Annotated in this window: 9 protein-coding genes; 3 read left to right on the top strand and 6 right to left on the bottom strand. The window is 71.3% G+C overall.

The genetic code is table 11. From position 1 onward, the window contains the following. Positions 1–134 precede the first annotated feature (134 nt). Entirely contained in the window at positions 135–1013 is an 879-nt protein-coding gene (locus ABD999_RS19965; protein ID WP_271277457.1) for a TIGR03621 family F420-dependent LLM class oxidoreductase, read from the top strand. A 420-nt stretch (positions 1014–1433) separates the two neighbouring features. Here the strand turns inward: ABD999_RS19965 and ABD999_RS19970 are convergent, their stop codons facing one another. The 6 genes from ABD999_RS19970 to ABD999_RS19995 all read right to left on the bottom strand — a co-directional run bounded on the left by ABD999_RS19970 (position 1434) and on the right by ABD999_RS19995 (position 11324). Further along, positions 1434–2027, bottom strand: coding sequence for a hypothetical protein (locus ABD999_RS19970; RefSeq protein ID WP_271277456.1), 594 nt, complete (start codon positions 2025–2027; stop codon positions 1434–1436). Beyond that, positions 2024–2734, bottom strand: a complete 711-nt coding sequence (locus ABD999_RS19975; RefSeq protein WP_271277455.1) for a hypothetical protein — start codon at positions 2732–2734, stop codon at positions 2024–2026. Before ABD999_RS19975 ends, ABD999_RS19970 begins: the two co-directional genes overlap by 4 nt. After that, complete coding sequence (locus ABD999_RS19980; RefSeq protein ID WP_345482823.1) at positions 2731–3756, bottom strand: COG1470 family protein; 1026 nt, start codon at positions 3754–3756, stop codon at positions 2731–2733. Before ABD999_RS19980 ends, ABD999_RS19975 begins: the two co-directional genes overlap by 4 nt. 131 nt (positions 3757–3887) lie before the next feature. Then, positions 3888–4523, bottom strand: a complete 636-nt coding sequence (locus ABD999_RS19985) for a hypothetical protein (RefSeq protein ID WP_345482824.1) — start codon at positions 4521–4523, stop codon at positions 3888–3890. A 112-nt stretch (positions 4524–4635) separates the two neighbouring features. Next, positions 4636–9834 carry a ThuA domain-containing protein gene (locus ABD999_RS19990; RefSeq protein ID WP_345482826.1) on the bottom strand — a complete coding sequence of 1733 codons (5199 nt, stop codon included), beginning with the start codon at positions 9832–9834 and terminating at the stop codon, positions 4636–4638. A 212-nt stretch (positions 9835–10046) separates the two neighbouring features. Further along, positions 10047–11324 carry an ROK family transcriptional regulator gene (locus tag ABD999_RS19995; RefSeq protein WP_271280270.1) on the bottom strand — a complete coding sequence of 426 codons (1278 nt, stop codon included), beginning with the start codon at positions 11322–11324 and terminating at the stop codon, positions 10047–10049. Between the two features lie 516 nt (positions 11325–11840). Here ABD999_RS19995 and ABD999_RS20000 point away from each other — a divergent pair. Together ABD999_RS20000 and ABD999_RS20005 are read left to right on the top strand one after the other, a co-directional pair. After that, on the top strand, positions 11841–12662 hold the full coding sequence (locus ABD999_RS20000; protein WP_271280271.1) for an ROK family protein: 822 nt from the start codon (positions 11841–11843) through the stop codon (positions 12660–12662). A 416-nt stretch (positions 12663–13078) separates the two neighbouring features. Then, complete coding sequence (locus ABD999_RS20005) at positions 13079–14086, top strand: sugar phosphate isomerase/epimerase family protein (protein ID WP_271279981.1); 1008 nt, start codon at positions 13079–13081, stop codon at positions 14084–14086. Positions 14087–14231 lie beyond the last annotated feature (145 nt).

Raw genomic sequence — 14231 nt, forward strand, 5'->3', positions numbered from 1 at the left:
CGAGACCGCGCTCGGCCTGCCCGCGACTTCCTCATCGCCCCCGACGGGGTCGTCCTGGCGGCCAAGTACGGCAAGCGCGCGAGCGACCAGTGGTCCGTCGACGAGCTGCTGCGCCTTGCCGCGGAGCGGGCGTGATGGCGCTGAAACCCTTCCGCTTCGGTGTGGCGCTGAGCGCCGCCGCCGATCGCCGCGACTGGATCGAACAGTGCCGCACGGCCGAGAGTGTCGGCTTCGACACGATCTCGGTCATCGACCACCTGGGCCGGCCCGCACCGTTCCCGGCACTCATGCTGGCCGCCGAGCACACCACGCGACCGCGTCTCGGCACCTACGTGCTGGACGCCGGCTACTACCACCCCACACTGCTCGCCCGCGACCTCAGCACCGCCCATCAGCTGAGCGAAGGCCGGCTGGAGATCGGCATAGCCGCAGGACGGCCGTCGCCCACCCCTGAGCGGCTCGCCGAGCTCGGCATGCCCTACCCCACCGGCGCCGAGCGCGCCGGCATCCTCGAACACACGGTGAAGGAGCTGCGCCGCCTGCTGCCCAGTCCCTGCCCACCGCTGCTCATCGGCGGGCGAGGTGACCGCGTCCTGCGCCTCGCCGCCGAACACGCCGACATCATCGCCATCACGGGCGCCGCCAGCAGCCGCTACGGCAAGGTCGGATTACCCGCCTTCGCCGGCGCGCCCATGATCGCCGAACGCGTCGCCTTCGTACGGGCTGCGCTCAACTTCCGCCAGGCACAAGTGGAGCTGAACAACGAGATCCCGGCGATCATTGTTACGAACGAGCGACAGGCGGCGATGTCCAAGCTCCAGCACTTCGCGCCGGACGTCCCGCACGACGAACTGGGCGACGTCCACGCCTTTCTCGTCGGTACGGCGGAGCAGATCGCCGACAAGCTCCGGCAGAACCGCGAGCGCTACGGGTTCAGCTACGTCACGGTTCTCCAGGGAGGGGTGGGAGACGGCATGCGTGCCACGGAGCCCGTTATCGAACTGCTCCGCTGACCTGCTCGAATCTCGGCTGCCGAGCTCAACGCCCTGGCGCGGTGTGGTCCTGCTCCAACTACCAACACGGCTACTTCACCCCGCCCACCTCGTCTACCGCCCTCCTGAGCGGCCACCGGGCACCAGCACGCCCTCCACGAGACCGATCCCTGCCGGCTGCCCACGCCAGCGGGTGGAAGATCTGCCGAGGAGGGACCCCACCGCCGACACGTACTTCATGTCCGTCCCGCCTTCAACAGCTGGCCAAGATCGGCGCCGACGCGGCGGGCGGCGTCACCAGAGCGGGCTTCACCTCAGCGGACCTGGCCGGACGCGAGCAGGCGAAGTGATCGGGCGAGCGTGCCCGCTCCCCGGTACGTCTCGTTCACCCCGCCCTGCCCGGGCTGAACCGCACGGGCCGCGACCGGCCCGCGCGGTCCGTCAGTGTCCAGCGCCCGCGCGGGTGTGGCGCCGGGCGAAGACGATCCAGGTCGCGACGGCGGCCAGCGCCGCGAGGACGATGACGCCTATCTTGAGGGGAGTTCCCGTCGCGCCGTCGTCGTCCCCCGCGGTCGTCGCCGCGGCGGCCCCGTTCCGCGCGGGCGCCGTCGCCTGGCTCGTCTGGTCCGGTGCGGGAAGGGCCCCGACAGCGGGCGTGGCGGCGACCACGCCCGCCTTCACCCGCACCGTCGTCTTCGCCTTGGACGGTTCGGTCGCGGTCACGGTGACCCGCCACTCCCCGCTCGGCAGCGGCTCGGCGGAGTGGTAGAGGTTCTGGCCCTCGGGCGCCGACCTGAGCGGCACCGGCCCGAAGGACCGGCCGTCGGCCGAGGTCGCCTTCAGCGTCGCCGCGACGATCTCCGTGACGGGATGGCCGTCCTTCTTGTATGTCACCAGCACGTTGACGTTGTCGGCGCCGTCTCCTGTCACCTCCAGCTTGATCGGCCCGCCGTGGGCCGCGGCTGCCGGTGCGCCGAGCACCAGCGCGAGCCCGGCCAGCAGGACGGTGAGGACGTATGCCGGTGCCTTTTTCACGGTTGGTGGCTCCCCTCGGGTTCGGTGTCGGGGGTGAGCGCCCCTTCGCCGGGTGATGTGGGCAGGAACACGTGCTGGTGGCCGTAGCCGGCGTCGATGTTCACGGCGTCGAGGGCGGTGGCCCCGATCGACCAGGTGAAGAGCGCGCCGGCGCGTTGCCGTGCGGCCAGGTCGAGGGCGGCGGCGCGGGCCGGTCCTGTGAGGTCCCGCGCCATCGTGTAGGTGTCGACGGTCGTGGCGAACTGCCGCACGGCGGAGGCGAGACTCGACCGCGCCACGTTGGTGGCGGTCTCGCCGGACGGCGGGTCGGCGAAGCCCTGGACGGCCGCGGCGGCGGCCTGCCGCCACTTCTCGACGTCGGCGGCGGTCACCGCGACAGGTCCCGCGGGGCCGTCGCCGGGCAGGGCCAGGGCGAGCCCGTCGAGCACGGGGAGGAGCCGGGTCCGCGTGCCGCGGGCCAGCTCCGTCAGGGTCCTGATCTGTGTCCGGTCGCGCAGCGCGGACTCGGCGCGGAGGCGGTCGGCCGCCTGCTCGATCGAGCTCGGCCGGGTCACGCCGAACACCACGCCGCCGGCGACGAGCGCGCCGAGCGCGAACGCGAACGCGAGGGCGAGCACGCGGCCCCGCGTCGCGGGCCGGGCCGGGGCCGGTCGCCTGGGTCGGTTGATGGTGGCCACCTCCTGGGAGCGGTTGCCGAGGGCGCTCACGCCTCCTGGGACGATTCCTGGCGGGCGAGCATGATCAGCTTCTCGATGCGCCTGCGGCGCCTGGCGGCGTTCAGCCGGATGGCGAAGAAGGCGAGGACGAGGAGGGCGAGGGAGCCGAGCTGCGGCCAGGGCAGCGCCCACACCGTGGTGCCGACCGCCGCCCGCTGGGCGGCGACGCCGGGAAGCGGCTCGCCCGCGGGCGAGGGGACCGCCATGACGGTCGCGCCGATGGGTCCCAGCGGCCACGCGCCGGGCACCCGCGCGACAAACGTGCGGCTGCCGCCCGGCATGAGCTCCCTGGCCCTGGCCGCGGACGGGTCGTTCCAGCCGCTCTCCCCCGCGAGCGTGGACGTCAGCACGTGGTTGTCCGTGACCAGCCGGACGTTGCCTTCGTTGGCCACGGTGTAGGTCACCTCGACGGATCCTGCGGCGAACGGGTTCCACGAGCCGGCGTACTCGGCCCGCACGCCGGTCACGGCCACCTTGGCCACGTAGTCGCCGGTGACGCGGATGTTCAGGCGGACGCCCACCCGGTTCTGGACCCGTACCTGGCCGGAGACGGTCTCCAGGGACGCGGTCACGCCCGCGGGGTGATCCCCCGGCGTCGCGTTCCGGGGGATCGACACCGTCACGGGAACGACGGACGTGGCCCCGGCGGCGATGGTCACCCTCTCGGGGACCGTGATCCAGGCACCGCCGTCGGTGGGCTCGGCGTCGGAGGGCCGCATGTCGAAATAGCCCTTGGAGGTCAGGTAGCCGTCGTTGGCGTCGATCGCGAAGTCCACCGGCTCGGTGGAGCGGTTGATGACCGCCACGTGCTCGACGACCTGCCGGCCGCCGGCGAGTTCGAGGTCGATGACGCTGCGGCCGTCGGGACCGTCGGCGTTGGCCGGCACGACCGACCAGGTGGTGTCGGCGCCGGACGGGGTGGCGAACGCCACCATGGCGGCCAGCAGCGCGACGCCGAGAGCGGGGAGGACGGCGAGGCGGGCGAGGACGCCTCGCGGGCGGCTTGCGGTCAACAGAGGTCTCCAGTCTCGTCGTGGCCGTCCGGGGCCCGCGCCGGGCGGGCGCGGGCCCCGGACGGCCGGAGCGGACGATGGCGTCCTGCCTCCGGTTCAGGACCAGGTGAACGTTCGGGACCGGTTGCCGTTCAGGACTGGTTGAACAGGGAAAGCGTGAGGGTCGAGTGGTACTCGCCGGCGGTGACGTCGGCGGGGGTGCGCAGCGTGAGGTCGGCGTTGACCTGCCAGGTGCCGATCTCGTCGGCGGAGTTCGCCGTCGACACCAGCAGTTCCTGGCCCTGCAGACCGACGGCCGGCGCTCCCGAGCCGTCGGAGATGACACTGGAGACGGGCTCACCGGCCTCCACCGCCCCGGAGGAGGAGTCGGTCAGCAGGCGCGGCCGCCAGCCCAGGTACTGCGAGCCGATGGGCGGCGTGGAGCCGCTCGTCGCGGTGAACTCGCCGGCCTGGCCGACAACCGCCCAGAAGTCGCCGGCAGGGATCTCCTCGGGCCGGCGGGTGTCGTTCACCGTGACCGTCGGCAGGGTGCCGACGAACTGGCGGGCGGCGGCGTTGGAGCCGTCCTCCTGAAGGGACACGCCGCCGTTGTCGGCGACGGTCATGGACACCTGGCCCGGAGTGGTGCCGGGCTCGATCGTCACCGTGACGTCGATGCCCTGCTCGGGGTCGTCGTCCGCCACCGCGGGACCGGCCACGCCGACGCCCGCGAGCGCGACGCCGAGCACCGCCGCGGCGAGCAGTTGCGTGGTCCTGTTGATTCTCATGTCTTCGCTCCATCGCTGGGGGGCGGGGCCGGCCGTCCGATCGGCCGGCCGGCCCCGGTTCTGCTGGGGGCGGTGACCACGGTCGCGCGGACAGTGGTCACCGCCGGTGCGGTCAGCGGCAGCTGAGCGCCGGGTAGTCGGCGTCGTACGACGAGGTGACCTGCTCGCCGCCGATCGTCGCGACTCCCTTCACGGTCACCGTGCCGGCGTCGATCTGCCCGGCCCGGCTGTTGAAGGACTGGTACGCCTGCTTGCCCGGGGTCACGTCGGCCACGGTCTTCGAGCCGAACGGGGTGGTCAGCGTCACCGTCACCGGCACGTCGGAGCCGTTGACGGCCGTGACCGCCACGTACGCCGAGGTGCCGATGCAGCGGGACGAGGCGGAGACCGTCAGGTCGACCTGCGGCGTGGACGCCGAGATCGTCAGTGTCAGCGTCTTGGCCTCCTCGACGTTGCCCGCCTTGTCGGCCGAGCGGTAGCGCAGCTCGTGCTGCCCGTCGCCGGTCACGGTGACCGGTCCGGTGTAGGCGGTCCAGTCGCCGTCGTCGAGCTGGTACTCGGTCCTGTCGACCCCGCTGCCGCCGTCCTCGTCGGTGGCCTGCAGCGTGACCGACACCGGGCCGGTGAACGTGCCGCCCGCCGGCTCCTCCGGATCGGTCGTCGCCGTCGTCACCGGCGCGGTCTTGTCCTCGGCCGCCGCCTTGGTGAGGCGGAAGTAGTCGAACGTGACCTTCTTCGACGCCGACTGGTTGGTGCCGATCGTGTACACGCCGACCTTGGCGCCGGTGGCCACCGCGCTGTTCTGCACCGCGGCGGACAGTTCGGTCCAGGTCTCGCCGTCGGCGGAGTAGGACCCGGAGTAGGTGTCGCCCTCCTTCTTGAGCCGCAGCCACCAGATGCCGGTGGTGAGGTTGTTCACCTGTGGCTGCGGGCTCTGCACGGTGCCGCCGACCTCGCTGCGCAGCTCGATGCTCCGCGCCACTGTCGACCCGGCCGCGTTGGTGGTGAGGAAGTCGAGCTTCACGTAGTCGTCGTCGCCGGTGTACACCATGAGGCCGCCCTGCTGGTACTGCTCGTTGAGTGCCGAGGCGTCCACCTTGGTCTCCAGCGTCCAGTCGCCGCTCGGGGCCGGCTGCAGGATGAGGTTCTCCGGGCCGGTGTTGTCGGTCCCGTAGATGTCACCTGTCGTGGTGTCGAGCTCCAGCTTGCCGTCGCTCACGCGCATCGCCGTGGCGTCGGGGCGCACGATCGCGGTCCAGCGGCAGGCGTCGAGCGCGGTGCCGTCGAACTCGTCGTTCGGGTCCGGCCCGGTCGCACTGTCGTCCGGCGTGATGTGGAACCAGTCGAAGGACGCGTCCACCACCGGGTGGTTGGCCCCCGCCAGCGAGATCAGGCCGATCTTCGGGTCGGTGATCCCGGCGAGCGGCTTGGTCTGCGGCATCGCGGTGAACGTGGTGCCGTCGGCGGAGTAGTGGGCGGTGATGTTCGTTCCGTCGCTGATGAACCGCACGTACACCGTGTCGGGGTAGGCGTCCCCGAGAGTGGCCGTATTGCTCTGCGACACCTCGTTGGGGCTGCCGTTCTCCTCCCGGATGAACTGGAAGATGCGGTCGGCGTGGTTCGGACCCGAGGTGGAGCGCGCCTGCAGCACCATCTTGGCGTAGTTGTCGTCGTCGCCGTAGATGATCAGACCCGCCTGCTGGTACGCGTCCCGCGCGTCCAGCGTGAGCTTGGCGGTGGCGGTCCAGGCGCCCGACGGCGCCGGCTGCACCACGATGTTCGGCGTGTTGCCACCCGTGCTGTAGATGTCGGTGGTCGAGGTCGGGATCACCAGTTTGCCGTCGGCGACCCTGAGGTCCTGGTTCTCCCTGATGACCGACCAGCGGTCCCGGTCGAGCTGGTCGCCCAGGAAGTCGTCGGAACGTCCGGTGAAGCACACCGCGGCCGGCGCGTCCACCTTGACCTGGACCTGCGCGGTGGCCGACGCGCCCTTGTCATCGGACACGGTCACCACGGCCGTGTAGGTGCCCGGCGCGGTGTAGGTGTGGCTCGCCTCGGCCGTGGTGGGCTCCGGCGCGCCGTTCACGCCGAAGTTCCACTTGTAGGCGATCGGGTCGCCTTCCGGGTCGGTGGCCGTCGCCTCGAAGTCGACCGTCAGCGGGGCGACGCCCGTCGCCGGTGTCGCCGTCGCGGTCACGACCGGACGCTGGTTGTCCGTGGCGCCCTTGCCGACGAAGTCCACCCAGTTGAAGTTCGCCAGGTAGGCGTCGTTCGCCGCGCTCGCCGGCTTACGCACGACGAAGTACAGCGGTCCGCTCTCCGCCGGCGCGCCGGTCACGTCGAGCGTGACGTCGGTGAACGTCTGCCAGCCGCCGGTGGGCGTCACCTCGGCCGAGCCGACCAGCGTGCCGGTCTCGGGGTCACCCGCCCTGACCTGGACGGTGCCGCCGGCGCCGCCCGAGGAGGCGCGTAACCGGAGCGCGGTGACGTTCGACAGGTTCACCGGGTCGAACGACCACCAGTCGCCGTCCTGGACGAACCCGATGTGCTGATTGCCGCCCTGCGGGTCGCTCGTGGTCTCGGCCTGGACACCCGCGGTGTCGGTGCCCACGCCGTCGGCCACCCGGCCGGTCTGCGTGAAGTGCTCGGCCTGCTTGCGCTTGGGCTGCAGGAGCGTCTCGCCCCGCCCGGTCAGGGGCTTGGCGCCGTTGGCCCCCTCGTCGGTGTAGCTGGCCTCGATCACGTAGAAGAGGTTGTCGTACTCGCCGTGGCCGGCCTGCTGGGTCTGCAGGGTGCCCTCACAGCCCGTGTGCTGGTCGAGCGGGTGGCCGTGGCTCTCGTGACCGAGGATCGCCTGGATCTGCACCTTGTCGCAGTCGATCGTGCCGTCCTCGGGGTCGGTGGCGGTCACCTTGAACTTCACCTGGTCACCGAACTCGAAGAAGGCGCCGTTCGGCGGGAGGTCCACCGTGACGGTGGGACGGGTGTTGCCCGCGCTGATCGCGACACTGGCGGTGGCGGTCTTGCCGCCGGGGGTCGTGACGGTCAGGACCACGTTGTAGTCGCCGCCCTCCTCGTAGGTGTAGGAGGGGTTGGGGTCAGTGGAGTCGGTGTCGCCGTCGCCGTCGAGGTCCCACGCGAACGTGAGCGGCTCGTCGTCCGGGTCCCGGCTGCCCTCGCTGGAGAACGTGACGGCCAGCGGCAGCGGCCCGTCCGTCTTGTCCGCCGTGGCACGGGCGATCGGCGGGCGGGTGCCCTTGATGTAATCGATCCGGTAGATGCCGGAGTCGGCGTTGTCGCCGCCGAAGCCGGAGCCCCACTCGATCATGTACAGCGCGCCGTCGGGGCCGAACTTCATGTCCATCGGCTTCTTGAACGACAGGGAGCCGAGGATGCGGTTCATCTCCACGAGCTCGGTGCCGCTCTCGTCGAGCTGGAACGACCACACCTGGTCGTTGTTCCACTCGCCGAACACGGCCTTGCCGTCCCAGTACGCCGGCCACTTCACGTCCGACTGCAGGTCCGGGTCGGCGCGGTAGACCGGGCCGCCCATCGGCGCGCCGCCCCTCAGCTCCGGGAAGTTCTGCGGGTCGGCCGCGTAGTGGTACCAGATCGTCGCGGGCACCATCGTGGGCAGGTCGGTGAGGCCGTCGTTGTTCGGGGAGTCGTTGACCGGCGCGGCGCAGTTGAACGGCGCCCCCGACTGCTGGGTGGCGAAGTCGTAGTCGATGTACGGGGTGTTGTCGCCGACGCAGTAGGGCCAGCCGTAGTTGCCCGGCTCGGAGACGATGTTCCACTCGACCGTGTTCTGCGGGCCCCGGGTGGCGCTCGCCGAACCGGCGTCGGGGCCGTACTCGCCGAGCATGATGTGGCCCGTCTTCGGGTCCAGGCCGATGCGGAACGGATTGCGGAAGCCCATGCCGTAGATCTCCGGCTTGGTGTTCTCCGTGCCCGGCGGGAAGAGGTTGCCGGACGGGATGGTGTAGGTGCCGTCGGGCTCGGGGTGGATCCGCAGCAGCTTGCCGCTGAGGCTGTTGGTGTTGCCCGAGGTGCGCTGGGCGTCCCAGCTTGCGCGGCCGGACCGCTCGTCGATCGGCGTGTAGCCGTCGGAGGCGAACGGGTTGGTGTTGTCGCCCGTGCCCAGCCACAGATCGCCGGTCCGGGGGTCCATGACCATGCCGCCGCCGTGGTGGCAGCACTCGGCCCGCTGGACCGGGACGTCGAGGATCCGCGTCTCGCTCTCCAGGTCCAGGGTGTCGCCGGTGACGGTGAACCTGCTCAGCCTGTCGACGTTCGTCCCGGTGGGCGAGTAGAACAGGTACATCCAGTGGTTGGTGTCGAAGTCGGGGTCGAGCGTGAGCCCGAGCAGGCCGCTCTCGTTGGCGGTGAAGACGTCCAGCCGCGCCGCCGTCACCGTGCCGCCGGACGGCTTGATGATCTTGACATCGCCGAGCCGGTCGATGTAGAAGACCCGGCCGTCCTCGGCGACGTCCACCATCATCGGGTTCGAGGTGTTGTCGTCGAGCGTGACCTTCTCGAAGCTGCTGCTCTGCGAGGCCGAGCAGTCGGCCCTGACCGCGCCGGCGGCGGTCTGGATGCCGCCGAGGAGCAGCTTCAGGAAGTTGGGCTCGCTGTAGTTCTCCTTGAGGTGGCCGAGCCCGGTGTACCAGGAACGGCCGCCGTCGTAGTCGTGGCACCAGGTGTTCGGGTGGTCGGCGCCCATCGTGGCGCCGGTGTAGGACTTCTCGTCCATCGACGTCAGCACGTGCACCGTGCCGCGCGGGTTGGCCTGGTAGTCGTACCACTCGTCGGTACGGGTCCAGGTCGCCGGCAGGTCCTTCGTGGACGGGTGCGCCGGATCCTCGACCTTGACCGTGGCCTGCTGGATCGCCGGGTGCGACTTGAAGTACGCCCCGACCAGCTTGCCGTACCAGGCCCAGTCGTAGCCGCTGTCGGCGGCGGCGTGGACGCCGACGAAGCCACCGCCGTTCTGGATGTAGCGCTGGAAGGCGTCCTTCTGGTCCTGCGTGCCCAGCGGGTCACCGGTCGTGGACATGAAGACCACGGCCTGGTACTGGGCCAGGTTCTGGTCCGTGAACAGCGCGCTGTCCTCGGTGGTGTCGACCGCGAAGTTGTTCTCCTCGCCGAGTTTCTGCACGGCCGCGATGCCCTCGGGGATCGAGTCGTGCCGGAAGCCTGTCGTCTTCGAGAAGACGAGCACCTTGAACGCGGGCTCGGCCGCCGTGGCGGCCTCGGCGCTCACGGGCGCCGCGAGGAGGGTGACGAAGGGGGCGACGAGGGCCAAGGCCATCGTCGTCACGGTCCGGCGCCTCGGGCGTCGTCCGCGTGCTGGCAGGACCGCGTTGAGCAGCCTGGCCCACGTTCGATGACGTGGTGACATGGAAAACCCTTCCTGACCGGGGGGACGTCAGGCAAAGGCGCGCGCCGCCGCGCTGTTGCCACTTGGTGGGTAGCGGATGGTGCGGGGTGCTGGAGGGTGCCGTCTCCAGGCATGTGGGGCCGTCAGTGAGGTACCGGCCGGGGCGATGAATCCATGATCGTCGTCGGGTCGTCGATGATGTCGCTGACCACCATGCTGGCGGCGCCGCGAGAGGCGGCGCCGAAGCCGAGAGTGGAGGCGACGAACCGGCACTGGGCGGCGGGAGCGGCCACCACGAGCCGTTGCAGCTGATCCTGCGCATGCGGCAGCAGCCACTGCGCCAGCGAGGCGAAGTAGCCGCCGATGACGATCACGCGCGGGTTGAACAGGTTGGCCAGGATCGAGCCGCCGAGCCCGAGCCACTCGCCGACCTGCGCCACCGCCGTCGTCATTCGCCGGTCGCCGGAGGCCAGGCCCCTGGCGAGGTCGGCCACCCGTTCGCCGGGGTCGGGCATCGGCATGCCGGGCAGCCCGTAGGCCTGCTCGGGCATGGCCGCGCGGACGAGCGCGGCCAGGCCGACCTTGGTCTCCCAGCACCCGATGCGGCCGCAGCCGCACTGGGCGCCGTTCGGGTCCACCTGCAGATGCCCGACCTCGCCGGAGAATCCGTCCGCGCCGCGCAGGAGCTCGCCGCCCAGGATGATGCCGCCGCCGACCCCGACCTCTCCGGTGAGGTACACCAGGTACGGAGTGCCGGCGGCGACGCCGGAGGTGTATTCGGCCAGCGCGGCGAGGTTCGCGTCGTTGTCCACCCGCACGGGCACGCGCAGCGGGCTCAGCAGGGAGCTCAGCTGGTCGGCCAGCGGCAGGTCGTGCCAGTAGAGGTTCGGCGCGAGCGTCACGACGCCGCGTACCACGTCCACGAGCCCGGGGACCGCCACCACGATGCCGGCGGGCGACGCTCCGGCCCGCCGCATGGCCTCCACGGCCTCCTTGGCCACGAGCCCGAGCCGGCGCACGGCGCTGTCCGGGCCGCTGCCCATGGCGTCGTGGACGACCCGGCGCTCGACCAGGATCCGGCCGCTGAGGTCGGTGCCGTGGACCGCGATGTAGTCGACGTTGATCTCCATGCCGAGGGCGCCGACGTGCGCGCCGTGCAGCGCGACCGCCCGTCTGGGGCGGCCGACCGCGCCGACGTGCTCGACGCCGACCTCGCGTACCAGACGCCGTTCGAGGAGCTCGGCCATGAGGTTGGACACGGTGGCCCGGTGCAGCCCGGTCGCCTCGGCGATGTGGGCGCGGGACAGGGACTTGTGGTCGCGCAGCTCGCGCAGCACCAGGGAGAGGTTGGCCCGGCGCAGCGCGGCGAGACCCGCCGGCGGAGCGCCGCCCGGAGCACGGTTGGGCGGCTTGTACGTCATGGGTACCACCCGCCCCTTTGTTTATCTTTGACATCAATTAATTGCAGTTGTAACACGCGGATGCAGGAATGTGCACCCCTCACATCCGTAACGAGTTGGCATCGCCGAAATCCCCGCATTTCAGCGACCACTCCGGCGCCAGTTATCGGAACGTTACACACATTGCAACCGGTTTCCCTCTTGTGTCATCAGAGGTCGGCCCCTTTAATTCGGCTAGCCATCCGCACTGATCGAGGAGGAGCGTGGACCACAACCTGGGCGATCGCCACGCGACCGACTCGGCGAGTCGCGACGGACCCGCGGGAGCCCTCGCGGACCAGGCCACCATGCGCCCCGACCCCGCCCTCGTGCCGCGTCATGTGAGCGCGAACAACCCGTGCTCCCTGCCGGCCGTCACCGTCGCGACCAGGCTGAACAAAGCCACCGTCACCAGCCCCGTCAACGAGACGGGGCCCTCAGCACGCGGGCTCCGTCGGCCTCCCGGGTGTCGCGCTCGCCCTAGGCGGCTCCCTGGGCGTGGAGGTCAACGTCGACCACATCGCCGAGTACACCTCGGGCGTCGCGACGGGCATCCCCGACCTTGCCTGCCTCACCGCCGAGGTGGGCGTCGGTGGCGTCGTCATCTCCGGCGGCCGGCTCCTGGGCGGAGCGGACGGGTTCGCGGGGATCGGCCATGCCATGATCGATCCGTCCGGCGCACGGTGCCGCTGCGGCCGCCTCTGCTGCCGGGAGACCGAGGTCGGGCCGGCCGCGCTGGTGGGCACGGCCACCCCGGACCGCCCGTACGGCACCGGCCCGCAGGTCGTCCGCGACACGGAGGAGCGCCTGGCCGAGATCGAGCAGCGCCGAGCCGACGGAGATCCGCACGCCGAGGCCGGCCGGTGGCCCGGGATCGGCGCGGCGCAGCCCGAACCGGCCCCACCAGCATCTCCATCCGGACGTCTCCGGCCGTCGGAGCCATCGAGGGAACTCCGACGGTCCGCTCTCCCCGCTCGCCCTGACCCGCCCCCGTCCTCCGCACCTTCCGCCCGCCTGATCGCTGTTCCGCACCTTCCGCGTGCCGCGGCCACGGCGCATGCCGTCCGGCGGACGGACGCCGCCGTGTCCCTGCCCACCGTGCCTTTCCCATGCCTTTCCCATGCCTTTCCCGTGCCCTTCCGCCCCAGAACGTCCCGCCCGCCTGATCGGCCGCCAGAGCCGCAGCGGCACCGTCGACGCCGACCTCGGTGCCATCGCGGCGGTGCCAACCGGTGCCGTCAGGCGGGCGGGGCACGGCCCCACCGAACCGAGGAGGCCCTGTGCCGCGGTCAGCATCCGGCTCCTCGTCCCTGCTCGTGATGCGGGGAATCGTCAAGCAGTTCCCCGGCGTGCGCGACGCCTCCCCCGTACGGCCGGCCCCGCCGGCCGCGGCGATGCGTCACGGCATCGCCACCCGCCCTGGGCAGCCTGACCTCCGGCTTCGAGGCCGTGCACGACCTGTGGCCACGACCACCCCCTCGGCAGCGCCGAGCAAGGGTTCAGGCGGGTGCAGGTCACCGAGCCGGACCACCCGTACTCGGGCGCCCGGTGGCCGTCCGGCCACGGACTCGGGTACGAGCACGCCTTCGTCCACGAGACGAAGGACTTCCTGGAGGCGATCGCCGCCGGCGCCGGCCCCTCCCCGTCCTTCGAGGACGGCCTGCGGGTGCGGCGCGTGCCGGCGGCCGTCGAGCAGAGTGCGGCTGAGGCAGCCGCTTCACGATGGTGGAGGATTCATGACGAGACCGATCACGTTGTTCACCGGGCAGTGGGCGGACCTGCCGTTCGAGGAGGTCTGCCGGCTGGCTTCCGAATGGGGCTACGACGGCCTGGAGATCGCCTGCTGGGGCGACCACTTCGAGGTCGACAAGGCCGTCGCGGACGACTCCTACGTCGAACGCAGGAAGGAGACCCTGGCCAAGTACAACCTCGGCGTGTGGACGATCTCCAACCACCTCGTCGGCCAGGCCGTCTGCGACCACCCCATCGACGAGCGCCACAAGGGCATCCTGCCCGCCCGCGTCTGGGGCGACGGCGAGCCGGAAGGCGTGCGGCAGCGCGCCGCCGAGGAGATGAAGAACACCGCCAGGGCCGCCCGCGCGCTCGGCGTCGACACCGTCGTCGGCTTCACCGGCTCGTCGATCTGGCACACGCTGGCGATGTTCCCACCGGTGCCCCCGTCCATGATCGAGGCGGGGTACGCCGACTTCGCCGACCGCTGGAACCCGATCCTCGACGTCTTCGACGAGGTCGGCGTGCGCTTCGCCCACGAGGTGCACCCCAGCGAGATCGCCTACGACTACCACACGACGGTGCGCACGCTGGAGGCCATCGGGCACCGGCCGGCCTTCGGCCTGAACTGGGACCCCTCACACATGGTGTGGCAGGACCTGGACCCGGCGAACTTCATCCTCGACTTCGCCGACCGCGTCTACCACGTGGACTGCAAGGACGCCCGCGTCGCCACCCGCGACGGACGGCGCGGCCGCCTGTCCTCCCACCTGGCCTGGGCCGACCCCAGGCGCGGCTGGGACTTCGTGTCCACCGGCCGGGGCGACGTGCCGTGGGAGGCGTGCTTCCGGGCGCTCAACCACATCGGCTATGACGGCCCGATCTCCATCGAGTGGGAGGACGCGGGCATGGACCGGCTGCACGGCGCGCCGGAATCCCTCGCCTACATCCGCTCGCTCAACGCCATCACCCCGCCGGCCGCCGCCTTCGACGCCGCCTTCTCCTCCGAGTGACGCCGTTACGCCGGGGCGACGGCCGCAGGTGGCCGCCGCCCCGGCGGAGATCCGCACGCTCTCCGTTCCCGTGCAGATGCTGCTCGACGCGCGAGTGGATGGCCACAAGACCGGAATCTCCGCCTCCTTCGACCTCTGCGGCCGA

This window comes from Nonomuraea ferruginea, assembly GCF_039540635.1.
Classification (GTDB): Bacteria; Actinomycetota; Actinomycetes; order Streptosporangiales; family Streptosporangiaceae; genus Nonomuraea; species Nonomuraea ferruginea.

Bases quoted from the DNA above. Each gene is read 5' to 3' on its own strand.
- ABD999_RS19965 (WP_271277457.1), top strand. From the start codon at position 135: ATGGCGCTGAAACCCTTCCGCTTCGGTGTGGCGCTGAGCGCCGCCGCC.
- ABD999_RS19985 (WP_345482824.1), bottom strand. From the start codon at position 4,523: ATGAGAATCAACAGGACCACGCAACTGCTCGCCGCGGCGGTGCTCGGC.
- ABD999_RS19990 (WP_345482826.1), bottom strand. From the start codon at position 9,834: ATGGCCTTGGCCCTCGTCGCCCCCTTCGTCACCCTCCTCGCGGCGCCC.
- ABD999_RS19995 (WP_271280270.1), bottom strand. From the start codon at position 11,324: ATGACGTACAAGCCGCCCAACCGTGCTCCGGGCGGCGCTCCGCCGGCG.
- ABD999_RS20005 (WP_271279981.1), top strand. From the start codon at position 13,079: ATGACGAGACCGATCACGTTGTTCACCGGGCAGTGGGCGGACCTGCCG.